General features: G+C 59.3%; 24 protein-coding genes. 17 read left to right on the top strand and 7 right to left on the bottom strand.

Annotation, left to right across the window (positions count from 1 at the left end; genetic code table 11):
- Positions 1-44 precede the first annotated feature (44 nt).
- From guaB to Q0859_RS04630, 3 genes are all read left to right on the top strand, one after another.
- Positions 45-1,493, top strand: a complete 1,449-nt coding sequence (guaB, locus tag Q0859_RS04640; RefSeq protein WP_299148039.1) for an IMP dehydrogenase — start codon at positions 45-47, stop codon at positions 1,491-1,493.
- 44 nt (positions 1,494-1,537) lie between these two features.
- On the top strand, positions 1,538-2,695 hold the full coding sequence (locus Q0859_RS04635; protein WP_299148036.1) for an RsmB/NOP family class I SAM-dependent RNA methyltransferase: 1,158 nt from the start codon (positions 1,538-1,540) through the stop codon (positions 2,693-2,695).
- A 245-nt stretch (positions 2,696-2,940) separates the two neighbouring features.
- Entirely contained in the window at positions 2,941-5,142 is a 2,202-nt protein-coding gene (locus Q0859_RS04630) for an ATP-binding protein (RefSeq protein ID WP_299148912.1), read from the top strand.
- A 6-nt stretch (positions 5,143-5,148) separates the two neighbouring features.
- Here the strand turns inward: Q0859_RS04630 and Q0859_RS04625 are convergent, their stop codons facing one another.
- Positions 5,149-5,748 carry a gamma-glutamyl kinase gene (locus Q0859_RS04625; protein ID WP_299148034.1) on the bottom strand — a complete coding sequence of 200 codons (600 nt, stop codon included), beginning with the start codon at positions 5,746-5,748 and terminating at the stop codon, positions 5,149-5,151.
- A 195-nt stretch (positions 5,749-5,943) separates the two neighbouring features.
- Here Q0859_RS04625 and recA point away from each other — a divergent pair, with 195 nt between their 5' ends.
- The 3 genes from recA to Q0859_RS04610 all read left to right on the top strand — a co-directional run bounded on the left by recA (position 5,944) and on the right by Q0859_RS04610 (position 10,130).
- On the top strand, positions 5,944-7,023 hold the full coding sequence (gene recA / locus Q0859_RS04620) for a recombinase RecA (RefSeq protein WP_299148032.1): 1,080 nt from the start codon (positions 5,944-5,946) through the stop codon (positions 7,021-7,023).
- Between the two features lie 163 nt (positions 7,024-7,186).
- On the top strand, positions 7,187-9,841 hold the full coding sequence (gene alaS, locus Q0859_RS04615; RefSeq protein WP_299148030.1) for an alanine--tRNA ligase: 2,655 nt from the start codon (positions 7,187-7,189) through the stop codon (positions 9,839-9,841).
- Between the two features lies 1 nt (position 9,842).
- Entirely contained in the window at positions 9,843-10,130 is a 288-nt protein-coding gene (locus Q0859_RS04610; RefSeq protein WP_299148028.1) for a DUF1330 domain-containing protein, read from the top strand.
- 54 nt (positions 10,131-10,184) lie between these two features.
- On the opposite strand, the gene typA is transcribed toward Q0859_RS04610, so the two are convergent.
- The 6 genes from typA to Q0859_RS04580 form a co-directional block, all read right to left on the bottom strand.
- Positions 10,185-12,002 carry a translational GTPase TypA gene (typA, locus tag Q0859_RS04605; RefSeq protein ID WP_299148026.1) on the bottom strand — a complete coding sequence of 606 codons (1,818 nt, stop codon included), beginning with the start codon at positions 12,000-12,002 and terminating at the stop codon, positions 10,185-10,187.
- 83 nt (positions 12,003-12,085) lie between these two features.
- Entirely contained in the window at positions 12,086-12,421 is a 336-nt protein-coding gene (locus Q0859_RS04600; protein WP_299148024.1) for an SMR family transporter, read from the bottom strand.
- Between the two features lie 297 nt (positions 12,422-12,718).
- Positions 12,719-13,933: an NADP-dependent isocitrate dehydrogenase gene (locus Q0859_RS04595; protein WP_299148022.1), complete on the bottom strand. Its 1,215-nt coding sequence runs from the start codon at positions 13,931-13,933 to the stop codon at positions 12,719-12,721.
- A gap of 317 nt (positions 13,934-14,250) precedes the next feature.
- Positions 14,251-14,832 carry an HD family hydrolase gene (locus Q0859_RS04590; protein ID WP_299148020.1) on the bottom strand — a complete coding sequence of 194 codons (582 nt, stop codon included), beginning with the start codon at positions 14,830-14,832 and terminating at the stop codon, positions 14,251-14,253.
- Positions 14,829-15,068 (bottom strand): hypothetical protein, encoded by a 240-nt coding sequence (locus tag Q0859_RS04585; protein ID WP_299148019.1) that lies wholly within the window; start codon positions 15,066-15,068, stop codon positions 14,829-14,831. The genes Q0859_RS04590 and Q0859_RS04585 overlap by 4 nt, the downstream gene beginning before the upstream one ends.
- On the bottom strand, positions 15,068-15,721 hold the full coding sequence (locus tag Q0859_RS04580) for an alpha/beta hydrolase (RefSeq protein ID WP_299148017.1): 654 nt from the start codon (positions 15,719-15,721) through the stop codon (positions 15,068-15,070). The genes Q0859_RS04585 and Q0859_RS04580 overlap by 1 nt, the downstream gene beginning before the upstream one ends.
- A 160-nt stretch (positions 15,722-15,881) precedes the next feature.
- On the opposite strand from Q0859_RS04580, the gene Q0859_RS04575 reads away from it, so the two are divergent.
- The 11 genes from Q0859_RS04575 (at position 15,882) to Q0859_RS04525 (ending at position 24,096) form a co-directional block, all read left to right on the top strand.
- Entirely contained in the window at positions 15,882-16,343 is a 462-nt protein-coding gene (locus Q0859_RS04575; RefSeq protein WP_299148015.1) for an Rrf2 family transcriptional regulator, read from the top strand.
- A gap of 63 nt (positions 16,344-16,406) precedes the next feature.
- Complete coding sequence (locus tag Q0859_RS04570; protein WP_299148013.1) at positions 16,407-17,447, top strand: cysteine desulfurase family protein; 1,041 nt, start codon at positions 16,407-16,409, stop codon at positions 17,445-17,447.
- A gap of 20 nt (positions 17,448-17,467) precedes the next feature.
- Positions 17,468-19,003 carry a Fe-S cluster assembly protein SufB gene (sufB, locus tag Q0859_RS04565; RefSeq protein WP_299148012.1) on the top strand — a complete coding sequence of 512 codons (1,536 nt, stop codon included), beginning with the start codon at positions 17,468-17,470 and terminating at the stop codon, positions 19,001-19,003.
- A gap of 47 nt (positions 19,004-19,050) precedes the next feature.
- Positions 19,051-19,218, top strand: a complete 168-nt coding sequence (locus Q0859_RS04560) for a hypothetical protein (RefSeq protein WP_299148010.1) — start codon at positions 19,051-19,053, stop codon at positions 19,216-19,218.
- On the top strand, positions 19,215-19,421 hold the full coding sequence (locus Q0859_RS04555) for a hypothetical protein (RefSeq protein ID WP_299148008.1): 207 nt from the start codon (positions 19,215-19,217) through the stop codon (positions 19,419-19,421). Before Q0859_RS04560 ends, Q0859_RS04555 begins: the two co-directional genes overlap by 4 nt.
- Positions 19,418-19,732, top strand: coding sequence for a heavy metal-binding domain-containing protein (locus tag Q0859_RS04550; RefSeq protein WP_299148006.1), 315 nt, complete (start codon positions 19,418-19,420; stop codon positions 19,730-19,732). The genes Q0859_RS04555 and Q0859_RS04550 overlap by 4 nt, the downstream gene beginning before the upstream one ends.
- A gap of 31 nt (positions 19,733-19,763) precedes the next feature.
- On the top strand, positions 19,764-20,519 hold the full coding sequence (sufC, locus tag Q0859_RS04545) for a Fe-S cluster assembly ATPase SufC (RefSeq protein WP_299148004.1): 756 nt from the start codon (positions 19,764-19,766) through the stop codon (positions 20,517-20,519).
- Positions 20,519-21,799 (top strand): Fe-S cluster assembly protein SufD, encoded by a 1,281-nt coding sequence (gene sufD / locus Q0859_RS04540; protein WP_299148002.1) that lies wholly within the window; start codon positions 20,519-20,521, stop codon positions 21,797-21,799. The genes sufC and sufD overlap by 1 nt, the downstream gene beginning before the upstream one ends.
- Positions 21,799-22,281 carry a YIP1 family protein gene (locus tag Q0859_RS04535; protein ID WP_299148001.1) on the top strand — a complete coding sequence of 161 codons (483 nt, stop codon included), beginning with the start codon at positions 21,799-21,801 and terminating at the stop codon, positions 22,279-22,281. The genes sufD and Q0859_RS04535 overlap by 1 nt, the downstream gene beginning before the upstream one ends.
- On the top strand, positions 22,278-22,874 hold the full coding sequence (locus tag Q0859_RS04530; protein ID WP_299147999.1) for a YIP1 family protein: 597 nt from the start codon (positions 22,278-22,280) through the stop codon (positions 22,872-22,874). Before Q0859_RS04535 ends, Q0859_RS04530 begins: the two co-directional genes overlap by 4 nt.
- Position 22,875: 1 nt before the next feature.
- Positions 22,876-24,096 carry a cysteine desulfurase gene (locus Q0859_RS04525; RefSeq protein ID WP_299147998.1) on the top strand — a complete coding sequence of 407 codons (1,221 nt, stop codon included), beginning with the start codon at positions 22,876-22,878 and terminating at the stop codon, positions 24,094-24,096.
- Positions 24,097-24,204 lie beyond the last annotated feature (108 nt).

The following is a 24,204-nucleotide window of genomic DNA, read 5'->3' as shown; positions in this document are numbered from 1 at the left end:
AAATAGGGACGTGCCAACTGAAACTCCCTGTTGCGAGGTGTGTAATGGAGATTCGTGAGGCCCTTACCTTTGATGATGTTCTGCTGGTTCCGGCCGCGTCTAACGTGCTGCCAAGCACCGCTGACACCCGCACCCGTGTCACCCGCAGCATCGATCTGAACATCCCGCTGCTCAGCTCTGCCATGGACACCGTTACCGAAGGGCGGATGGCCATCGCGATGGCGCAGGCCGGGGGCATGGGCGTTGTGCACCGCAATCTGGATATCGAAGCGCAGGCCCGCGAAATCCGCCGCGTCAAACGGTTCGAAAGCGGGATCGTCTATAACCCCATCACCTTGCGTGCCGACCAGACGCTGGCCGATGCCAAGGCCCTGCAAGACCGCTACCGTGTCACCGGCTTTCCGGTCGTGGATGATCAGGGCCGTGTGGTGGGTATCGTGACCAACCGTGACATGCGCTTTGCCAGTGATGATGCCACCCCCGTTTCGGTGATGATGACCTGCGATAACCTCGCCATCCTTGTCGAACCTGCCGACCGCGACGAGGCGATCAGCCTGATGAAGTCGCGCCGGATCGAAAAATTGCTGGTCACCGACAAGGGCGGCAAGCTGACGGGGTTGCTGACACTCAAGGACACGGAACAGGCTGTGCTGAACCCAACCGCATGCAAGGACGATCTGGGCCGGTTGCGTGTCGCGGCGGCCTCGACCGTTGGCGATGCCGGGTTTGAGCGTGCCGAGGCGCTGGTGGATGCAGGTGTCGATATGATTGTGATCGACACCGCCCATGGGCACTCCGAAGGGGTGGCCGAGGCGGTGCGCCGGGCCAAGAGCCTGTCCAACGAAGTACAGATCGTTGCGGGCAATGTCGCGACCGGTGCCGCCACCCGCGCGCTGATCGATGCCGGTGCGGATGCGATCAAGGTCGGCATCGGCCCCGGCTCGATCTGCACCACGCGCATGGTGGCTGGGGTCGGCGTGCCCCAGTTGACTGCGATCATGGACTGCGCCGCAGCGGCAGGCGACGTGCCTGTGATTGCGGACGGTGGCATCAAGTTCTCGGGTGATTTTGCCAAGGCCATCGCGGCGGGTGCGTCCTGTGCCATGGTCGGCTCGATGATTGCAGGCACAGACGAGTCTCCCGGCGAGGTGATTTTGTATCAGGGCCGCAGCTTCAAATCCTATCGTGGCATGGGCTCGCTTGGGGCCATGGCGCGCGGCTCGGCGGATCGGTATTTCCAGAAGGACGCGGCCAGTGACAAACTGGTGCCCGAAGGGATCGAAGGGCAGGTCCCCTACAAAGGCTCGGCCGGTGCGGTCATTCACCAGCTCGTCGGCGGATTGCGCGCGGCCATGGGATATACCGGCTGTGCCACCGTTAAGGAGATGCGCAAGAACTGTGCGTTCGTGAAGATCACGGGGGCGGGCCTGAAAGAAAGCCACGTGCATGATGTGCAGATCACCCGTGAATCACCGAACTATCGAGTCATGTGATAAATCAATAGCTTGTAGTTCTTTATTAAAGTAAAGGCGGAGCCATGACACCCGGCGCACGCGTGGCCGCGGCCATCGAAATTCTGGATGCGATTGTGGCTGGCCAACCGGCGGAACAGACGCTGACCCGGTGGGCGCGGGGCAACCGCTTTGCCGGGTCAAAAGACCGTGCCGCGATCCGCGATCACGTGTTTGATGCCTTGCGTCACTGGCGCAGCGATGCGCTGCGCGGTGGCGGGGTCACGGGTCGTGCGCGCATGATCGGGCGGATGCGCGCGGCAGGTCTGCATTTGGATGCGGTCTTTGACGGGGTCGGACACGCCCCCCCACCGCTGAGCGCTGCTGAGCGCGCTGCGGGTCAAGCACCGGAAACGCAAGGCGATCAATGGGATATGCCGGATTGGCTAGTCCGAACCTTCGAAGACAGCCTTGGTGATAGCGCAGAGGCCACTGCAATGGCATTGAGCGAACGCGCCCCGGTGACCTTGCGGGTCAACACTGCCAGAACAGATGTGGCGGCTGCCCGAATTGCGCTTGCCTCTGACGGGGTCGAGACTGCGCCCAATGCCCGCGCCGCGAGTGCGTTAACCGTAATTGAAGGGCCGCGGCGGGTCCGCGGTGCGCGGGCGTTCAACGAGGGGTTGGTTGAGCTACAGGATGCCTCCGGTCAGGCCGCTATCGCGCAGTTGACGGGGCAGGGCCGTGCCCTTGATTATTGTGCGGGCGGCGGGGGCAAGGCGTTGGCCCTGGCAGCGCAGGGCTGGACAGTCAGCGCCCATGACATCAACCCCTCAAGGATGCGGGATCTGCCCGAGCGCGCTGCAAGAGGCGGGCATATGATCGAGGTTTTGGCCGCCGACGCGGTCGGCCACAGCGCACCTTTTGATCTTGTTCTTTGCGATGCGCCTTGTTCGGGAGCTGGCACATGGCGCCGCGCCCCCGAGGCGAAATGGACGCTGACACCTGCACGGCTGGACGACCTCGTGGCGTTGCAACGCTCCGTCCTGCAATCGGCCGCGCCTTTGGTGGCACGAACGGGCGTGTTGGCCTATGCGACATGCTCGATTTTGAGGGACGAGAACGAGGTCCAGATCGACTGGTTTCTAGCGGCAAACCCGGATTGGGACGTCTTGAGCGTGACCCGTTGGCCTGTTGATGATCTGGGTGATGGTTTCTTTCTGGCGCAGCTCGCCCGCCGCTGAAGGCAGCACAACCTAAAGTATAGATACAATCGGTAGGGTTGTGTTAAGGTGCTCCGAGCGCCTGTTTTATGCGTCGATTAAGTCGCAGTTAACAGGTTTGCAGGCACAACATGTGCAACGAATCGATAAGGATGAGGTTTTTGGTGACCGACAGCGCGCTCTCTCCGGCCACGAACTCTCGGTTTTCGCAGATGCGCAGTACACATGCCTACAGTGTGCTGGGGGCGGCGGTGTTGCTGGGGGTGATGGCGGCGCTGGCCCCTGAGCGGATGATCCAGATGGGCCTGACCACGGCATCTTTGGGCCTGCTTGGTTTGGGGCTCGCGGTGATGTTTGCGACGCGCAAGGCGACCGCGCGGCGCAATATGACCATTGAGGCGGTGTCGGGCTTTATCGAAAAAGATGCCTCGCCCAGCTTTGTCTGTGATCAGGACGGCGAAGTTGTGCGCGCCAATGCAGCGGCGCGCAAGGCGTATGGCACGCGCGGTGGCGAGACACTTGCGGGCACGTTGCGCAACACGTTTGCCAATCCTGGCGGGATATTGTTCCGCCTTCAAGGTGCGGCCAAAGATGCAGGATCCGCACGCGAAGATATTGTGACGCGCAAGGGTCACATGCGGTTGGCAGTGCATGACATGGGCGATTCCAAGCTGTTGTGGCGGCTTGAGGCGGTGCCTGACACCGGTCAGGGACGCGGCGCAGATGGCCCGGGCTTGCCGATGATTATGATTGGGCGCACGGGCGCGATTTTGTACATGAACGAGCCTGCGCGCACCTTGATCGGGGGGCGCGTCAAATCGCTGGATGCGGTATTTGACAAGTTGCCCGTGGCCTATGGACAAACCAATGGTATCGCAACGGCCGAGGGGCCGGTCGAGGTCTTGGCGACGCGCGTTGATGCAGGTGCCGGGCGCACAGCGGTCTATTTGCTGCCGCCGTCGGGGGGCAAGGCAGATGCCGGTGCATGGTCTTCCTTTGAGGATTTGCCTGTTCCGCTGGTGCGGTTTTCACCGGATGGAACAGTGCGCAGTTTCAACCGCAAAGGGGCTGATCTTGTTGGGGCCGACCTTGTCGAGGGAGTGCACATTTCGGCCATCATGGAAGGGTTGGGGCGACCGATTTCCGACTGGCTCGGTGAAACGATATCAGGTCGCGCGGTTCAGCAATCGGAATTTCTGCGACTGAAACGGACGGACAAAGAGATGTTTGTTCAGGTTGCGCTGAACCGCATGAATGACCTTGATGAAGTGTCTATTGTCGGCGTGCTCGCGGATGCGACTGAATTGAAAACCCTTGAGGCGCAATTCGTGCAAAGCCAGAAGATGCAGGCCATTGGCCAGCTGGCTGGCGGGGTGGCGCATGATTTCAATAACTTGCTTACGGCGATCTCGGGCCACTGCGACTTGCTGTTGCTGCGTCACGATCAGGGTGATTCCGACTATAGCGACCTGGTTCAGATCAATCAGAACGCCAATCGCGCCGCTGCATTGGTCGGCCAGCTTCTTGCGTTCTCGCGCAAGCAAACGCTACGCCCCGAAGAACTGGATTTGCGTGATACGATGTCTGATCTGACACATCTGTTGAACCGGTTGGTTGGTGAAAAGGTGAGCTTGAGCCTGACACATGATCCGGTTCTCAAACCGATTCGTGCAGATAAACGCCAATTGGAACAGGTGCTGATGAACCTTGTCGTCAATGCGCGCGACGCAATGCGCGAGGGCGGGGTAATCGAGATTGAAACCGAATGCATGACCCTGACCGAACCGCTGGAACGTGACCGCGTGAGTGTGCCCGTTGGCGATTATGTATGTCTGCGCGTGAAAGATGCGGGTGTCGGTATCCCGGCGGACAAACTTCAAAAAGTGTTTGAGCCATTTTATACCACAAAACGCACGGGTGAGGGGACGGGTCTGGGGTTGTCCACGGCCTATGGCATCGTGAAGCAAACCGGCGGCTTCATTTTCGTCGACAGCAAATTGGATGAAGGCACCTGTTTTTCAATCATGTTCCCTGTGCTCGAACAGACGGCGGAGAAGCCGAAGAAGGTGGCCAAGCCGGTTGTCGCTTCTGAGCCGAAGCACGGCGATGGTGTCATCTTGTTGGTTGAGGATGAAGCGCCGGTGCGCGCCTTCGCCAGTCGCGCGCTGCGGCTGCGAGGCTATACGGTGCTTGAGGCAGACTCTGCCGAAGCCGCCCTGAAGACTCTGGAAGATGTGAGTTTGAACGTGGATCTGTTTGTCACGGACGTGGTCATGCCGGGCAAAGATGGGCCAAGTTGGGTGAAAGAGGCGCTGGTTGAGCGCCCCGAAGTGCGGGTCGTCTTTGTCTCGGGATATGCCGAAGACAGGCTGAGCGATCAGCAAGACAGTATTCCAAATTCGGTGTTCCTGCCCAAACCGTTTTCATTGAATGATCTGGCCGAGACAGTTCACAAACAGCTTCACTGACAGCCCTCAGGCCGTTGGAATGCTGTCATACAACTCAAAATCTTCTGCAAATTTACGGCGAAAGCGTTGTTCGACATCCCGAGACAGCTGTTGAGGAAGTGATGGCGACACGTTCTCGCGTGCCAACTCGAATGTGACGTCAAGCCGATCCGTCAAAAATGACTTGAGGCGATCAGGATCTTCATACCGAAACAAATGCGTCACGCCCGTTCCGTTAGGTTGTGTTTCAAGAAACCTGAACTGGCTTCCGACGTCGGCGAAAGGGGGCTTTTGTCCTTTCATATAAGCGAGGACGAAATCGTCGAAACTTATCCCATGTGTCGCATTTGGTTTGCCTTTCATAAACGGGCGTTGGCGATACCGCCACCAACTGCCAAGCCAACTGATCGGCTCGCGCATCACGGCCATCACCTCAAGTTCGACGTCGCAAACCCTTAAAAACATTGGCCGCACGAACCGATTGTATCGATAAACGGGCGCATGTTTCAGCATGGCGGGTTCGGAAATGACCAGATCCGCGTGCGGGCGCAACGCAGTCTCATAAGCGGTGGTGCCGGTCTTGGGCACGGACAGAAACGCCAGCTTCGCCTTGTAAAATACCAACATGTGCCTGTCCGATCATCATTTTTCATGTCTCTTTGGCCTGTAAACTACTCCTTAATATGTTCAGGCAAAAGATAGATGTAGAGATTTTAATTGAAATGTTCTTCTTTTGATCTCATAAGGAACACAATGGGAACATCGCCAAGGGCACGGTATCGATTGCCGGTTTGAAGCGGGTATGACACAAAGGAAAAAACCATGGCAACGGCAGACCTTTTGACAATGACAGACAAGAAATCAGCAGACAAACAAAAGGCGCTGGACAGCGCTTTGGCCCAGATCGAACGCCAGTTTGGCAAAGGGTCGATCATGAAACTCGGGGCCGAAGGTGCGGTGCAGGACATCAAGGCCAGCTCGACAGGCAGCCTTGGCCTGGACATCGCGCTTGGCATCGGTGGATTGCCAATGGGGCGGATCATCGAGATTTATGGCCCGGAATCATCGGGTAAGACGACATTGACGCTCCACTGCGTCGCAGAGCAGCAGAAATCCGGCGGCGTTTGCGCCTTTGTGGATGCCGAACACGCGCTTGACCCGCAATACGCCAGAAAGCTGGGCGTTGATATTGACGAGTTGCTGATTTCGCAGCCCGATACCGGGGAGCAGGCGCTGGAAATTACTGACACGCTCGTGCGCTCTGGTGCGGTCAATATGGTTGTGGTCGATTCGGTGGCCGCGCTCACGCCCAAATCAGAACTCGAAGGCGACATGGGCGACAGCAGCGTCGGCGTTCAGGCGCGTCTGATGAGCCAGGCCATGCGCAAACTGACCGGATCGATCAGCCGCTCAAATTGTATGGTTATTTTCATCAACCAAATCCGGATGAAAATCGGTGTCATGTTTGGCTCGCCTGAAACCACCACCGGGGGCAACGCGCTGAAGTTCTACTCGTCTGTTCGGCTTGATATTCGCCGGATCGGCGCGCTGAAGGATCGCGACGAAGTTGTTGGCAACGCAACCCGCGTGAAAGTCGTCAAAAACAAGGTAGCACCGCCGTTCAAGCAGGTCGAATTTGACATCATGTACGGTGAGGGCATCTCGAAAATGGGTGAACTGCTGGATTTGGGTGTCAAAGCTGGCGTTGTCGAAAAATCAGGATCGTGGTTCAGCTACGGGGATGAGCGGATCGGGCAGGGGCGTGAAAACGCGAAGGCTTTCCTGAAAGAAAACACCCATATGGCCATTGAAATCGAAGACAAAATTCGCGCGGCACACGGTCTCGATTTTGACATGCCACCCGGAGAGAAAGCCGAAGACGACGATATTCTCGAGGCATAAACAGTTGGGTCAGGGGATGCCCAGAAATCCCTGACGTGTTCGACGGAACACGGACAATACCCGGAGCGGGCTGTCACGACGGTGGCAGCCTGTTTCGTTTGTGGACAGTCGGTGGTGGCGGCGGTATGTCAGGACAACCCAAAGACGTTTCGGAGCAGACGACATGCAATCGCTCAACGATATCCGCTCAACCTTTCTGAATTACTTTGAAAAACAAGGGCATGCGGTCGTGCCGTCCAGCCCGCTTGTACCGCGTAACGACCCCACATTGATGTTCGTGAACTCGGGTATGGTGCAGTTCAAGAACCTGTTTACCGGCTTGGAAAAGCGGAACTACACGCGCGCGACAAGCGCGCAAAAATGCGTGCGGGCGGGGGGCAAACACAATGATCTGGACAATGTCGGTTACACAGCGCGCCATCACACGTTTTTCGAGATGCTCGGCAACTTCAGCTTTGGGGACTACTTCAAAGAAGAGGCGATCCCGTTCGCGTGGAACCTGATCACTGGTGAGTTTGGTATTCCGAAGGACCGGCTCTATGTCACGGTGTACCATACCGATGACCAAGCCTTTGATATCTGGAAGAAACTTGGTGTCCCCGAAGAACGTATCATTCGGATCGCCACCTCGGACAATTTTTGGCAAATGGGTCCGACCGGGCCGTGCGGCCCCTGTACCGAGATTTTTTATGACCATGGGGATCACATCTGGGGCGGTCCTCCGGGCAGCCCCGAAGAAGATGGTGACCGGTTTATCGAAATCTGGAATATCGTTTTCATGCAGAACGAGCAGTTCGAGGACGGCTCGATGGTCGATCTCGATATGCAGTCGATCGATACAGGCATGGGGTTGGAACGGATCGGCGCGCTTTTGCAGGGCAGCCATGACAACTATGACACCGATCTGTTCAAGTTGCTGATCGAGGCCTCCGCACAGGCTACGGGCGTCGATCCCTATGGCGATCAAAATGTGCATCATCGTGTCATCGCGGACCACTTGCGCTCGACCTCGTTTTTGATTGCGGACGGGGTGATGCCCTCGAACGATGGGCGCGGTTATGTGCTGCGTCGGATCATGCGCCGTGCGATGCGACATGCGCATTTGTTGGGTGCAAAAGATCCGGTCATGCATCAACTTGTGCCTGCGCTGGTCCGTCAGATGGGGGTCGCATACCCCGAACTTGGGCGGGCCCAGGCCATGATTGCCGAAACTCTGGAGGCGGAAGAGACCCGGTTCAAACAGACCCTTGAGCGTGGTTTGAAGCTGCTCGATGAGGAGGTCAGTGGCCTAAGTGAGGGCGCTGATCTGCCCGGTGCCGCGGCGTTCAAGCTCTACGATACCTATGGTTTTCCGCTGGACCTGACCCAAGATGCCCTGCGTGAAAAGGGTCACGGCGTCGACACGGATGGCTTTGACGCGGCCATGACCGAACAGAAGGCCAAGGCGCGCGCGGCCTGGTCCGGGTCGGGTGAGGCCGTGGATGCAGCGGTTTGGTTTGATGTGGCGGACGCCAACGGGGCGACGGATTTCCTCGGCTACGACACTGAAACAGCCGAGGCGCAGATCACCGCGCTGGTCGTTGACAGGGTACAGACGATGTCGGCCGAGGCAGGCACGACGGTGCATATCGCACTGAACCAAACCCCGTTTTATGCTGAAAGCGGTGGGCAGGTCGGGGATACGGGCCTCATCCGCACCGAAAATGGCGAGGCGCGAGTCGTCGATACGCGTAAGACAGCAGATGTCTTCGTCCATGTTGCCGAGGTGGTAAAAGGGAGTCTTTCCAAAGGGGAAGCCGCCGTTCTTGAAGTGGATCGCACGCGTCGTGAGGCCATTCAGGCCAATCACTCAGCAACCCATTTGCTACATGAGGCGCTGCGCCAGATGTTGGGCGGACATGTGGCACAGCGCGGCTCGCTGAACGCGCCGGATCGGCTCCGTTTCGATTTCAGCCACACCAAGGCCTTGTCTTCGGACGAGTTGCAGCAGGTCGAGGCGGAGGTGAACGCTTATATCCGGCAGAACAGTGCGGTTGAGACGCGGGTTATGACGCCGGACGATGCGCGCGCTTTGGGTGCTCAGGCGCTGTTTGGCGAGAAATACGGCGACGAGGTACGGGTCGTGTCGATGGGCAAACACGCAGACTCCGGCAAGGGGGCAGGTGGGGACACCTATTCGCTGGAGTTGTGCGGCGGGACCCATGTGCGGCAAACCGGTGAGATCGGTGCGTTTGTGACGCTTGGTGACAGTGCATCAAGCGCCGGCGTGCGCCGGATCGAGGCATTGACCGGGCAGGCCGCAATGGACCATCTGCGGGCACAGGATCAACTGCTTGCACAGGCGGCGACCGCGTTGAAGGCCCCGGCTCAAGACGTGCCTGCGCGTCTCAAGCTGCTGTTGGAAGAGCGCAGGGCCCTCACCGGTGAGATCGCACAATTGCGCCGCGATTTGGCGATGACGGGCGGTGGTCAATCGGCACCAGAGGTGCAGGATATCAACGGGACAGCTTTCATCGCGCAGGTGGTGAGCGGCGTCACGGGCAAGGACCTGCCTGCCTTGATTGACGAACATAAACAACGGATTGGCAGTGGCGCTGTGTTGTTGATCGCAGATACAGACGGCAAGGTTGCCATCGCCGCAGGCGTCACCCAGGATAAGGTGGACAGCCTCAGTGCGGTTGATCTGGTCAAGGCGGCCGTCGCAGAACTGGGCGGGAAAGGCGGGGGCGGTCGACCTGATCTGGCACAGGGTGGTGCCAAGGATGCCAGCAACGCCGCCGCTGCCATCACCGCAGCACAAGCCATCATGGGAGGATAGGATGCCAGCACTCTGGATTGCACATGTCACTGTCACCGACGAAGAGGCGTATAAAAAATACGCCGCAGGGGCCACCGTCGCCATTGCCGATCACGGCGGAACCTTCATTGCGCGCGGCGGGCGCTATGTGCAACTTGAAGGCAAGGATCGCCCGCGTAATGTGGTGGCGAAATTCCCCGATGTCGAAACGGCGGAAAAATGCTATCACTCCGCCGCCTATCAAGCGGCCTTGGCCCATGCCAAAGGCGCATCAGAACGCGAACTGATGATCGTGGAAACGACCGAATAGGTTTCTTTTGACCAAAAATACCGCGGGGTCTGGGGCACCGCCCCAGACCCGACCTTAGCCAGCGCGCGCCATGCGTTTGCGTTCATGCGGATCCAGAAACCGCTTGCGCAGCCGGATCGCGTTCGGTGTCACTTCCACCAACTCATCATCGTCGATATAGGCAATCGCCTCTTCCAGCGACATGGTGATCGGCGTCGTCAGGCGTACCGCTTCGTCCGTACCCGACGCCCGCACGTTGGTCAGTTTCTTGCCCTTCAGCGGGTTCACCTCAAGATCGTTGTTCCGGCTGTGCTCGCCGATGATCATGCCGGTATAGACGTCGGCCTGCGCCCCGATGAACATGCGGCCCCGCTCTTCGAGGTTCCAGAGCGCAAAGGCGACGGACTGCCCGTTTTCCATCGAGATCAGCACACCCGCGCGGCGGCCCGGAATGGCACCTTTGTGCGGTGCCCATTCGTGAAAGACGCGGTTCAGTACGCCCGTGCCGCGCGTGTCGGTCAGGAATTCACCGTGATAGCCGATCAGCCCGCGCGACGGCACGTGGGCCACGATGCGCGTCTTGCCGGCCCCGGCGGGCTTCATCTCGACCAATTCGCCTTTGCGGGTGCCTGTCAGCTTTTCGATCACCGCGCCGGAATATTCGTCGTCGACGTCGATGGTGGCTTCTTCGATGGGCTCGTGGCGCACGCCGTCGATTTCTTGAAACAGCACCTGTGGGCGCGAGATGGACAGCTCAAAACCCTCGCGGCGCATGTTTTCGATCAGCACACCCATCTGCAATTCGCCGCGTCCCGCCACTTCGAACGCGTCACCGCCAGGCGTATCGCTGATCTTGATGGCGACATTGGATTCCGCCTCTTTCATCAGGCGGTCCCGGATCACGCGCGACTGGACCTTTTTGCCGTCCCGGCCTGCGAGGGGGGAGTCGTTGATGCCGAAAGTGACGGTGATGGTGGGCGGATCAATGGGTTGGGCAGGGATCGCGTCCGCGACAGATTGCTCGGCCAGCGTGTCGGCCACGGTCGCCTTGGTCATGCCCGCAATGGACACGATGTCGCCTGCTTCGGCCACGTCAATGGCCGTCTGGTCCAGACCACGGAAGGCGAGGATTTTGGTGCAGCGGAAGTTTTCGATCAACGTGCCGTCGCGCGACATCGCCTTGATGGTTTGGCCCGCTTTCAATGTGCCGGACTCAACGCGGCCCGTTAGCAAACGGCCCAGAAACGGATCACCGCCAAGGGTTGTGGCAAGCATGGTGAACGGCTTGTCCGCATCCGCAAGCTGCGCGGGGGCAGGGACGTGATCAAGGATCAGATCGAACAATGCATCAAGGCCGTTGCGCGGCCCGTCCAGTTCGTGGTCAGCCCAACCGGCACGGCCCGAAGCGTACATGGAAGGGAAATCCAACTGCTCGTCCGTCGCGTCAAGGTTTGCAAACAGGTCAAAACATTCGTCCAGTGCCCGGTCAGGTTCGCCATCGGGTTTGTCGACCTTGTTGACCACCACGATGGGGCGCAAACCCAGTTTCAACGCTTTGGAGGTCACGAATTTCGTCTGCGGCATCGGCCCTTCAGCGGCATCCACCAGCAGCACCACACCGTCGACCATCGACAGAATCCGCTCGACCTCGCCGCCGAAATCGGCGTGGCCGGGGGTGTCCACGATGTTGATGCGCGTGCCTTTCCACTCCACGGATGTGGGCTTGGCAAAGATGGTGATCCCGCGTTCGCGCTCAAGGTCATTGCTGTCCATGGCGCGTTCGGTCGTGGCCTGATTTTCGCGGTAGGTGCCGGATTGTTTCAGCAGCTCGTCCACAAGCGTCGTCTTGCCGTGGTCAACGTGTGCGATGATGGCGATATTGCGCAGATCCATGTCGGGCCTCTTTGGTGCGTTCGAAACCCGAGGGAGCGGGCGGTTGTGCGGCCCATAGCGTGCCGCGCCGCAGAAAGAAAGGTCTAGTGTGTCGCGGTGTCCGAGAACACCTGAATGACCACAATGCCCGCGACGATCAGCCCAAGACCCAACAGCGCGGCCCCGTCCAGTCTTTGGCCAAACACGGCAAAGCCGATCAGCGCAATCAACACGATGCCAAGGCCGGACCACAGCGCATAGGCGATCCCGACGGGGATGTACTTGAGCGCGATGCCAAGGAAGTAAAACGCCACCCCGTAGGCGAGGACGACAACCACGGTTGGCCCGAACCGCGTGAACTGATTGCTGGCCTGCAACGCGGTAGTGCCGATGGTTTCAGCCGTCACCGCAAGGATCAGATAGACGTAGTGAAGCGGCATGGTGCACCCCCAGTGTTCAGCCCCGGATCGGGCAAATCTCCGGATGCACCAGAGTGAAATCAAGCCGCGTCGCAATGCGTTGCGCTTGCCCCTCGATCCTTTCGCATGCGACGTCAGAGGTTTTGCGCCCCACAGGCTGACACCGGCCAAGAAGCCTCCGAGCATGTCGCGTGCGGGGCCGGCTGTCGCGCGGTGATGACCGAGCAGACAGATGCGCTGCTTGATGATATGGTTTCCGGTCATAAAAAAGGGCCCGGCGGTGACCGGACCCTTTGGTGCAAAAAAACTTGAACCGGTTTACCCGGCCAGTGCCGCATTCAGGTTTTCGTCGATCTTTTCAAGGAAACCCATCGTGGTCAGCCATTTCTGATCGGGGCCAACCAGCAGTGCGAGGTCCTTGGTCATGTGCCCGCTTTCGACCGTGTCCACGATGACCTTTTCGAGCGTTTCGGCAAAGTTCATCAGGGGCGCGTTGTCATCGAGTTTGGCGCGGTGCTTGAGGCCACCGGTCCACGCATAGATCGACGCGATGGAGTTGGTCGAGGTTTCCTCGCCCTTCTGGTGCTGGCGGTAGTGGCGGGTGACGGTGCCGTGGGCCGCTTCGGCCTCGACGATTTTCCCATCGGGTGTCATCAGTTGCGACGTCATCAGGCCAAGCGAGCCGAACCCCTGCGCAACCGTGTCGGACTGCACATCCCCGTCATAGTTTTTACAGGCCCAGACGAAGCCGCCGGACCATTTCATTGCGGCCGCCACCATGTCGTCAATCAGGCGGTGTTCGTAGGTGATGCCCGCCTCTTTGAACTTGGCCTCGAACTCGGTCTCAAAGATCTCCTGGAAGATCAGCATGAACTGACCGTCATACTGTTTCAGGATCGTGTTCTTGGTTGACAGGTACACCGGCCAGCCAAGGTTCAGACCATAGTTGAGCGAGGCGCGCGCAAAGTCGCGGATGCTGTCATCAAGGTTGTACATGCCCATGTAGACGCCCGAGGAGGGGGCCTTGAACACTTCGCGCTCGTCCACGGTGCCGTCTTCGCCGACGAACTTCATGGTCAGCGTGCCGGGGCCGGGGAATTTCATGTCGGTGGCGCGGTACTGATCCCCGAAGGCGTGGCGGCCGATCACGATGGGCTGGGTCCAGCCGGGCACAAGGCGCGGCACGTTCGAGCAGATGATCGGCTGGCGGAAGACAACGCCGCCCAGGATGTTGCGGATGGTGCCGTTGGGGCTGCGCCACATCTGCTTGAGGCCGAATTCCTCGACGCGGGCCTCATCGGGCGTGATGGTCGCGCATTTGACGGCGACACCGACCTCTTTGGTCTTTTCGGCGGAGTCGATGGTAATCTGGTCGTTCGTCTCGTCACGCGCCTCGATGCCCAGATCGTAGTAGAGCAGGTCCAGATCAAGGTAGGGTGTGATCAGCTTTTTCTTGATGAAATCCCAGATGATGCGGGTCATTTCATCGCCATCCATCTCGACGATGGGGTTTTCTACCTTGATCTTGGTCATGGGCGGGTCCTTTGGGTTATGTGCGTTTCGCGCAGCGCATAGCGCGTCTGCGGCTGAATTGGAAGCCGTGTATGCGATTGTATACTGAGGTTTTGTGACGCATTACAGAGCCGCATCATACCCGTATGGGCGCGGCGGTATAGTCGGGCTTTGTCGATTTTCGTGACGTCCGCGCGAACGGCTGTTTTCTGCCATCGCACGGTCATATGCGCCGACAAAGGTCCGCGTCTCGAACCTGTCCGGACGATGCCAATGCAATTTCGGAGTGTCCATGGTCGGGCATGCCTATCGGTCCGCATCCTGTTTGCAGGGCGTTCCTATGATGCCCGCGTGGCAAAGAATGCAGCGATCCTGTGCCGCGCATAGGTCCACAGCGCCGGTGCACCCCGTGCGATCTTGGTGCCGACGCGCTCGGCGATCATCGCCTCGGTCACGTCATAGTCTGTCCAACTGCCCCCGCCCGAAGCGAGGTTCAGCATGGGCGGTTGAAATCTGTCCAGTGCCTTGGCGAATTGGGCCGTGGGGGTCTGGGCGGCTTCGAACTCTTCCCAGATCGCGCGCAGATCGGTGCCGATATCCGCGGGCAACAAACCATAGATGCGGTCGGCGGCGGTCTGTTCCTGTGCGGCCACGGCGGCTGCGTCAACCTCATCAAAGATCGGATGGTCACCGGCGTCGATCTCTACCAGATCGTGCAGGATCAGCATCCTGATCACGCGGTTGATGTCAACGTCAGGGCCCGCCTGATCCGCCAGAACCAGCGCATAGAGCGTCAGATGCCAGGAGTGTTCAGCGCTGTTTTCCGCACGGCTGGCATCAGCCAGGGTCGTGGCGCGGGTGATCGATTTCAGTTTGTCCGCCTCATCCAGAAAGGCGATTTGCTGGTCAAGCCTGCTCACTCGGATTTGGCTGCGGCTTGATGTGCTTTGAGTTTTTGCGCCAGAAAGCGGCGGCCTGCGTCATTGGCCATACGTGTCCGCACCGCTGTCAGAAACGCCTCTTCCAATGTCTGGGAGGATGCGCCAAGCACATCGCCGACCTGCATGAACAGGCGGTCGTCCCCGACCTCGCCCTGCACCGCCAGACATTCCTCGGCCAGCCGGTTCGCCATTTCGACAACAACAGGATCGGCCATCAGCGGGATGTCTCGGTCAGGCGGCGTTTGACGTAGTCGGTGGTGTGGCTGATCAGCGTATCCATGTGTGGTTCTTCGAAGAAGTGCCCGGCCCCCTCAATCTGGGTGTGGGTGATGGTGATGCCCTTTTGCTCGTGCAGTTTGTTCACAAGGCCCTCGGTGTCGGCAGGCGGTGCAACGCGGTCAGCTGTGCCGTTGATGATCAGGCCCGATGAGGGGCAGGGGGCCAGAAACGAAAAGTCGTACATGTTGGCGGGGGGTGAGACGCTGATGAACCCGGTGATTTCGGGGCGGCGCATCAGAAGCTGCATCCCGATCCATGCGCCAAAGCTGAAGCCTGCGACCCAGCAATGTTTCGAGTTGTTGTTCATGGATTGCAGATAATCGAGAGCGGAGGCGGCGTCGGACAACTCGCCGATCCCCTGATCGTATTCACCCTGACTGCGCCCCACGCCGCGAAAGTTAAACCGCAACACCGTGAACCCCATGTTGAAGAATGCGTAATGCAGCGAATGCACCACCTTGTGATTCATCGTCCCGCCAAATTGGGGATGGGGGTGCAACACAATCGCGATAGGCGCGTCACGTTCTTTTTGAGGGTGGTAGCGGCCTTCGAGGCGGCCTTCGGGTCCGGGAAAAATGACCTCGGGCATATGCGTGTCTGTCCTCGCGCGTTTTTTGAGGGTCCGATTTCTTGACGAAATTGATCGGATACCTTAGAACGTTTCTAAATTACTGGGCAGGGTCGTGGTCCTGCGGTGAAAACGGATGTATGGCCAATAGGCTGTGACGTCAATTGGGGGTGGATAGGCGATGAAACTTTCAACAAAGGGGCGGTATGCGATGGTCGCGTTGGCGGACATCGCTTTGCAGCCGGGCGATCATCTGGTCAGCCTCAGCGATATTTCGAGCCGTCAGGATATTTCGCTGCCTTATCTTGAACAGTTGTTCGTGAAATTGCGCCGCGCCAATCTTGTGCAATCGGTGCGCGGGCCGGGGGGCGGTTATCGTCTGGCCCGCTCGGCCTCTGACATTCGTGTCGCCGACATTCTTGAGGCCGTCGATGAAAAGGTTGATGCCATGCACAAGGGGGCCGGGGCCTCGGGGGCGGCGTCCGGGTCGCGGGCGCAATCGCTGACCAATCGGCTTTGGGAGGGGTTGAGTGCGCATGTCTATGTGTTTTTGCACCAGACCCGTCTGTCGGATGTGATTGGCAACGATCTTGTGCCGTGTCCGGCGGTGCCCAACCTGATGGCGGTGGTGGATGAGGCGTAGTGCGGGATGGGGGCCAGCCCCCAAACCCCCGGAGTTTTCTTTGCAAGATGAAAGATGGATCAGGTGAGTCGCATTTATCTTGATCACAATGCCACCACTCCGTTGAGGGTAGAGGCGCGTGCGGCGATGGTTGCGGCGATGGATGTGATTGGCAATCCGTCCTCTGTGCATGCCGAAGGGCGCGCGGCGAAATCATTGGTCGAGGCGGCGCGCGCGCAGGTGGCCCGTGCGATGGGTGCGGTGGAGGCGGACATCGTGTTTGTCTCCAGCGCGACCGAGGCGGCCGCGTTGGCCTGTGCGGGGCGTGAGCTGGTCGCGGCCCCGGTTGAGCATGATGCGGTCGGCGCATGGGTCGAGGATCGGTTGAGCGTGGATCGGCGCGGCACTGTTGTGCTGGATGAGCCTGCTGCCAGTGCGCTCCAAATGGCTAATTCAGAGACGGGCGTCATGCAAGACGTCCCTATGGGCACCGCAGTGTGCGACATGACCCAGGCCCTGGGCAAGGTTGCGGTTGATTTCGACGCATCCGGCATCGATATGGCGTTGATTTCCGCGCACAAGCTTGGCGGACCCAAAGGCGTTGGCGCGCTGGTGATCCGCCGGGGCCTTGATGTGACCCCGGCCTTGCGCGGCGGTGGTCAGGAGATGGGCCGCCGGTCGGGCACCGAAAACATCGTGGGCATTGCCGGATTTGGTGCAGCGGCGGCGGCGGCGCAGGCTGACGTTGAGGCAGGTGCGTGGGCGAAAATCGAGAAACTTAGAAATATTCTAGAATGTGCTCTTGAGGCTGCCTCAAATACGACTATTTTTATCGGGAAAGAAGCGCACCGGCTTCCCAACACGACCTGCTTTGCGACTCCGGGATGGAAGGGGGAAACGCAGGTGATGCAGATGGATCTGGCGGGCTTTGCGATTTCAGCCGGATCCGCTTGTTCAAGTGGCAAGGTCAAGGCCAGCAAGGTGCTGACGGCCATGGGATTTGAGGATGTTGCGGGCCACGCGATCCGCGTGTCGCTTGGGCTGGAAACGACGGAACAGGATGTATTGCGCTTTGCCGACGCATGGACGCAAAAGTTGAAGAAACACGAGGCGCGCGCCGCTTAAAGCGTGCAGCACAGAGGGAAATGTCTGATATGGACAATGTTGTAGACGATGTGGTGGTCAAGGATGGCGTTGATCAGGAAACGGTCGATGCGGTTCGTGAGGTTGGCGGTGCGTATAAATACGGCTGGGAAACCGACATCGAAATGGAATACGCCCCAAAGGGCCTTTCCCCTGATATCGTCAAGCTGATTTCCGAGAAAAACGAAGAACCCGAATGGATGCTCGAATGGCGTCTGGCCGCCTACGAGCGCTGGTTGCGGAAAGAAGAGCCCACATGGGCGATGGTCGACTATCCGCAGATCGATTTCCAGGACCAGTATTATTATGCCCGTCCCAAATCGATGGAGGTGAAGCCCAAGTCCCTGGATGAGGTGGACCCCAAGTTGCTGGAAACATATGCAAAACTCGGCATTCCGTTGAAGGAGCAAATGATCCTTGCGGGTGTCGAGGGTGCCGAAGAGGCGGGCGATGCCCCGCGCAAGGTGGCTGTGGATGCCGTATTTGACTCCGTGTCGGTCGGCACGACCTTCAAGGACGAACTGGCCAAGGCGGGCGTTATCTTCTGTTCGATTTCTGAGGCGATCAAGGACCACCCCGAACTGGTTAGGAAATACCTCGGTTCGGTCGTGCCGGTGTCGGACAACTATTATGCGACGCTCAATTCGGCTGTGTTTTCTGACGGCTCCTTTGTCTATGTACCGCCGGGCGTGCGCTGCCCGATGGAGTTGAGCACCTATTTCCGCATCAATGCCGAAAACACGGGCCAGTTTGAGCGGACGCTGATCATTGCCGACAAGGGCAGCTATGTGTCCTACCTTGAGGGGTGTACCGCGCCGCAGCGTGACATTGCCCAACTGCACGCCGCTGTGGTCGAGATCATCGTCGAAGAAGATGCCGAGGTGAAATATTCGACCGTTCAGAACTGGTATCCCGGTGATGAGAACGGCAAGGGCGGCATCTATAACTTCGTCACCAAACGTGCCGATTGCCGGGGTGACCGGGCCAAGGTGATGTGGACGCAAGTGGAAACCGGGTCGGCTGTGACGTGGAAATACCCGTCCTGCATCCTGCGCGGCAATGACAGTCAGGGCGAGTTCTATTCGATCGCCATCGCCAACAACATGCAGCAGGCCGACACCGGCACCAAGATGATCCATCTGGGCAAGAACACCAAGTCGCGCATCGTGTCCAAAGGCATCAGCGCGGGCAAGGCACAAAACACCTATCGCGGGCTCGTGTCGATGCACCCCAAGGCCAAGGAGTCGCGCAACTACACCCAGTGCGACAGCCTGCTAATTGGCGACAAATGCGGGGCACATACAGTGCCTTACATCGAGGTCAAGAACAACTCGTCCCGCGTGGAACATGAGGCGACGACCTCCAAGGTTGATGATGACCAGCTGTTCTATTGCCGCAGCCGTGGCATGGACGAAGAAGAAGCCGTGGCCCTGGTTGTCAACGGGTTCTGCAAGGACGTGCTTCAGGCGCTGCCAATGGAATTTGCCATGGAAGCCCAACAGCTTGTGGCAATTTCGCTTGAAGGGTCGGTGGGCTGATCGTGGTCGGATCAAAGGATCATAAGGCCCCCAATATTCCGGCAACGATGCTGGGTTGGGTCGCCCTTGGCGCTTTGCTGGGTGCCGGGTTGGGGGCGATCTTGGCACCATCGTTGATGGTTGGTTTTGCCGTTGCAGGTGCGATGACAGGCGGGGCTGCGCGTGCGGCATGGTTTGTGTTTGCGCCCAAGTCCGGGACGGATGACGACAGATGATCCAGGACCTTGTTCAACAGTCCGCAGGGGCCGCTGTGGGTGTGTTTATCGGCACGCTGATCGGGCTTTATATGCGCAAACGTAAGGGCAAGACCTCGACCGGATTGCTTGGCGGCTCGCCCTTCGTGATCGCCTCGGCAGCGGCGGGGGCCGCGTTGCTGGCAATGATGCTTTACAGCTATCTCAGTGGGGGCGTGGCATGATCCTGACCACCACAAACACCGTCGAGGGCTACAAGATCACGGACTATCGCGGCATTGTCGTGGGCGAAGCGATCATGGGGGCCAATGTGGTGCGCGATTTCTTTGCGGGTATCACGGACATCATCGGGGGTCGTTCGGGCGCTTACGAATCCAAGCTACAGGATGCGCGCGACACGGCCATGCAGGAATTGGAAGAGCGCGCCGCGCAGGCAGGTGCCAACGCGGTTGTCGGCATCGACCTCGACTATGAAGTGGTTGGGGACAGCATGCTGATGGTGTCCGTTTCGGGCACCGCCGTGATCATCGGATAAACGCGCATCATGCGCCAAAGGAAGAAGAAAAATGCTTAACATCAGAAACTTGCATGTGAAACTCGAAGAAGAGGACAAGCAGATCCTCAAAGGTGTCGACCTGAGTGTCGAGGCGGGCAAGGTGCATGCCATCATGGGGCCCAACGGGTCGGGCAAGTCGACGCTGTCCTATGTGTTGTCGGGCAAGGATGGTTATGAGGTGACCGACGGCACCGCCCATCTGGGGGATATTGATCTGCTTGATATTGAGCCCGAAGAGCGCGCCGCTGCCGGCCTGTTCCTCGCCTTTCAATATCCTGTCGAAATTCCCGGTGTTGGCAACATGACCTTTCTGCGCACGGCGGTGAATGCACAGCGCAAGGCGCGCGGCGAGGACGAAATGAGCGCGGCGGAGTTCCTCAAAGTCGTGCGCGCCCGCGCCAGGGAACTCAAGATCGACGCCGATATGCTGAAACGTCCCGTCAATGTCGGCTTCTCCGGTGGTGAGAAAAAGCGCAACGAAATCCTGCAGATGGCCATGCTTGAACCCAAGATGTGCATTCTGGATGAAACGGATTCGGGGTTGGACGTTGACGCGATGAAGCTGGTGGCCGAAGGCGTGAATGCGCTGCGCAATGAGGGCCGTGGATTCCTTGTGATCACCCACTATCAGCGCCTGCTGGACCATATCAAACCCGATGTGGTGCACATCATGGCGGATGGCCGCATCGTGAAAACCGGCGGGCCCGAACTGGCGCTTGAAGTTGAAAACAACGGGTATGCCGATATCTTGGCTGAGGTGGCGTGATGAGCGCGACCGCAGAAAAACAGAATGCGACCGAAGCGCGGATCGCTGGCCTGAACTTGCAAACAGACGGATGGTCTGCGTCGACACGTTCGGACGCGGTGGCCCGGCTGCGCGCCATGGGCTTGCCTGAACGGCGCGATGAATACTGGAAATTCACCCGCCCCGATGCGCTGACCCAAGCCGACGCGCCACAAGCGGCTCTCTTTGATGCGGGCGAGGCTGCGCTGTTCGAGGGAACCGACACGTTATCGGTCGTGTTTGACGATGGGGTGTTCAACGCCGATGCGTCCGACCCGCTTGCGATGGATCACCTCAGCATTGAGCGGCTGGCCGGGGCGGGCGCGGATATCCACTGGGCCAAAGGCGTTTACGGTGTCCTTGAGGCGCGCGGCCAAACGCCGGTGCCGCGCCCCCTGGCCACGTTGAACACGGCTTTTGCCACCGATGGTGTGCTGATCCATGTGACGGGTAAGGCCCCCAAACCGATCAGCCTTGTCTACAATCACAGCGACGAGGCGTCGGATGCGATCCTGCACCACGTGATCAAGCTGGATGCGGGGGCCGAACTGACTGTGCTTGAAAATGGGCCTGCCGCGGCCCGGTTCAACAAGGTGATGGAGGTCGACATTGCTGACACCGCCACCTTCCACCATGTGCGCGCGCAGGGGCGTGACCATGAACGCCGCGCTGCGACGCATCTTTTTGCGCGCTTGGGCACAGAGTCGACCTTCAAATCCTTTACGTTGACCGTGAACGGACGGCTGACACGCAATGAATGCGTGATCGAGTTGACCGGCGATGATGCGATTGCCCATGTGGCCGGTGCCTGTGTCGGGGACGGTGATTTCCATCACGATGACACGGTGTTCATAACCCATGATGCGGAACGCTGCGAAAGCCGTCAGGTCTTCAAGAAAGTCCTGCGCAACGGAGCCGTGGGCGTGTTTCAGGGCAAGATTCTCGTCAAGGCGGGCGCGCAAAAGACGGATGGCTATCAGATCAGCCAATCGCTTTTGCTGGATGGCGACAGCGAGTTCCTTGCCAAGCCCGAGTTGGAAATCTATGCCGATGATGTGGTGTGTTCGCACGGCTCGACCTCGGGCGCGATTGACGAAGAGGCGCTGTTCTACCTGCGCTCGCGCGGCGTGCCGGAGGCGCTCGCAACCGACCTGCTGACCCTTGCGTTCCTCGCCGAAGCGGTTGAGGAGATCGAAGACGAAGGGCTGCGCGATGTGATCGTGGATCGCCTTGAGGGCTGGCTGGAGCGGCATCGGGGCTGATGGCGCTGACCCACAATATTGCCGCGACCTATCGGGGGCCGGGCCGGGTGATCCGCCGTTTGCTTGACCTTGGCCAACGCGAGGACCGGGCACTGGCCTATCTGATGGGGGCCTGTGCGCTGATCTTTGTGGCGCAGTTGCCCCGGCTGTCGCGCGAGGCCCATCTGACCGGGCAGGACCTTGATATGCTGATGGGGGCGACCCTGATGGCGTGGCTGTTCATCGCCCCGCTTCTGTTTTACGCGATTGCGTTTCTGGTGCGCGGGATTGGCCGTGTGCTTGGCGGACGTGGTGATGCCTATGGTGCCCGACTGGCGCTGTTTTGGGCGCTGTTTGCCTCGACCCCGCTGATCCTGCTGCATGGGTTGGTTGCCGGATTTGTCGGACCGGGCCTTGAGACGCAGATCGTCGGGCTGATCTGGTGCTGCGTGTTTTTGTGGTTCTGGATCGGTGGCGATATCGCGCAGGAGCGGCGCACATGATCAATTGGACGCAACTGGCCGTTGATACGGTGCGCGACCCCAAGGGCACGGCGGACCGGATCATGGGTTGGGACGTGGACCGCACAACGCTTTACATGGCGCTGTGTGCGGTGGCGGCGATCAACGCGATACTGGCCACCGGGCCCGTCGTCCTGGCAGGGCAAGCGGTTGATGATGTCGCGCGCGCGGCGCTGCCGGTTCTGGCCCTGCTTGAGCGACCCATATTGCTGTTCGTCCTGATCGCGGGCGGGCTGGTTGTGATGGTGCAGGGACTGTTCTGGGCGGGGCGCGCGATGGGCGGGCAGGGTGAAATGAGCGATCTGCTGGTCTTGCTGGTCTGGCTTCAGGCGCTACGCGCAGTGGCGCAGGCCGCGATCCTGCTGCTCAGCTTTGTGGTGCCGACCCTTGCGGGACTTGCCGCCCTGGGCGTGATGATCCTGGCCTTTTGGCTGATGCTGCATTTCATCAGCGCAGCCTTGCGATTTGACTCTCTTTTGCACGCGCTTGGACTGCTGGTTGCGGTCGTGGTGGGTGTCTTTATCGGACTGATGCTGATCCTGACCGTGATGGGCGTGTCAGCCGGAGGACTTTGATATGTATGACGTAAATCGCATTCGTGCCGATTTTCCTATCTTGTCACGCGAGGTGAATGGCAAGCCGCTTGTCTACCTCGACAACGGGGCCTCGGCGCAGAAACCGCAGGTGGTGATCGACGCCATTTCGCGCGCCTATTCCGAGGAATATGCCAACGTCCACCGGGGTCTGCACTTTCTGTCGAACCTTGCCACGGACAACTATGAATCCGTGCGCGCCAAGATCACCAAGTTCCTGAATGCGGGCTCCGAAGACGAGATCATCTTCAACTCCGGCACCACCGAAGGCATCAACATGGTCGCCTATGGGTGGGCCATGCCGCGCCTTGAGGCGGGCGACGAGATCATCCTCAGCGTGATGGAACACCACGCCAATATCGTGCCCTGGCATTTCCTGCGCGAACGGCAGGGTGTGGTGCTGAAATGGGTGGATGTGGATGCGACAGGCGCGCTTGACCCGCAAAAGGTCATTGACGCGATTGGGCCCAAAACCAAGCTGATTGCCGTGACCCATATGTCCAACGTGCTTGGCACCAAGGTCGATGTGAAAACGATCTGCGCTGCCGCGCATGAACGCGGTGTGCCTGTCCTGGTTGATGGCTCGCAAGCCGCGGTGCACATGCCGGTGGATGTGCAGGATATCGATGCAGATTTCTATGCGATCACAGGACACAAACTCTATGGTCCGTCCGGGTCCGGCGCGATCTATGTCAAGGCGGAGCGGATGACCGAAATGCGCCCCTTTATCGGGGGCGGGGACATGATCAAGGAGGTCGCCAAAGATGCGGTGACCTATAATGACGGCCCAATGCGGTTCGAGGCGGGCACGCCCGGTATCGTGCAGATGATCGGCCTTGGCGTGGCGATCGACTATATGATGGGCCACGGTATGGATGCGATCCAGGCCCATGAGGATCGGTTACGCGACTATGCGGTGGACCGGCTGAACGGTCTCAACTGGCTTCAAGTACAGGGTACAACCCCCGACAAAGGCGCGATTTTTTCGTTCACGCTGGATGGGGCCGGGCATGCGCATGACATCTCGACCATCCTTGACAAAAAGGGGGTCGCGGTGCGTGCGGGTCAGCATTGCACCGGCCCATTGATGGAGCATCTGGGGCTGACGGCCACGTGCCGCGCATCCTTCGCGATGTACAACACCACGGATGAGGTCGACGTGCTGATCGACGCACTGGAACTGGCGCACGATCTGTTTGCCTGAGGCACCGCATCGCGCGAGATTAGCAATTGCAGCACCTTCGGCACCCCGCTATACCGCCGGGCAGTGATCCTTTGGCTGGATGGCGCGCGGCGCTCGGAGGGCTGAAGG

Origin of the sequence: uncultured Tateyamaria sp. (genome assembly GCF_947497045.1) — a bacterium.
Taxonomy (GTDB): domain Bacteria; phylum Pseudomonadota; class Alphaproteobacteria; order Rhodobacterales; family Rhodobacteraceae; genus Tateyamaria.
The sequence above is the reverse complement of the archived record's forward strand: the minus strand, read 5'-3'. Positions and strand labels throughout refer to the sequence as shown.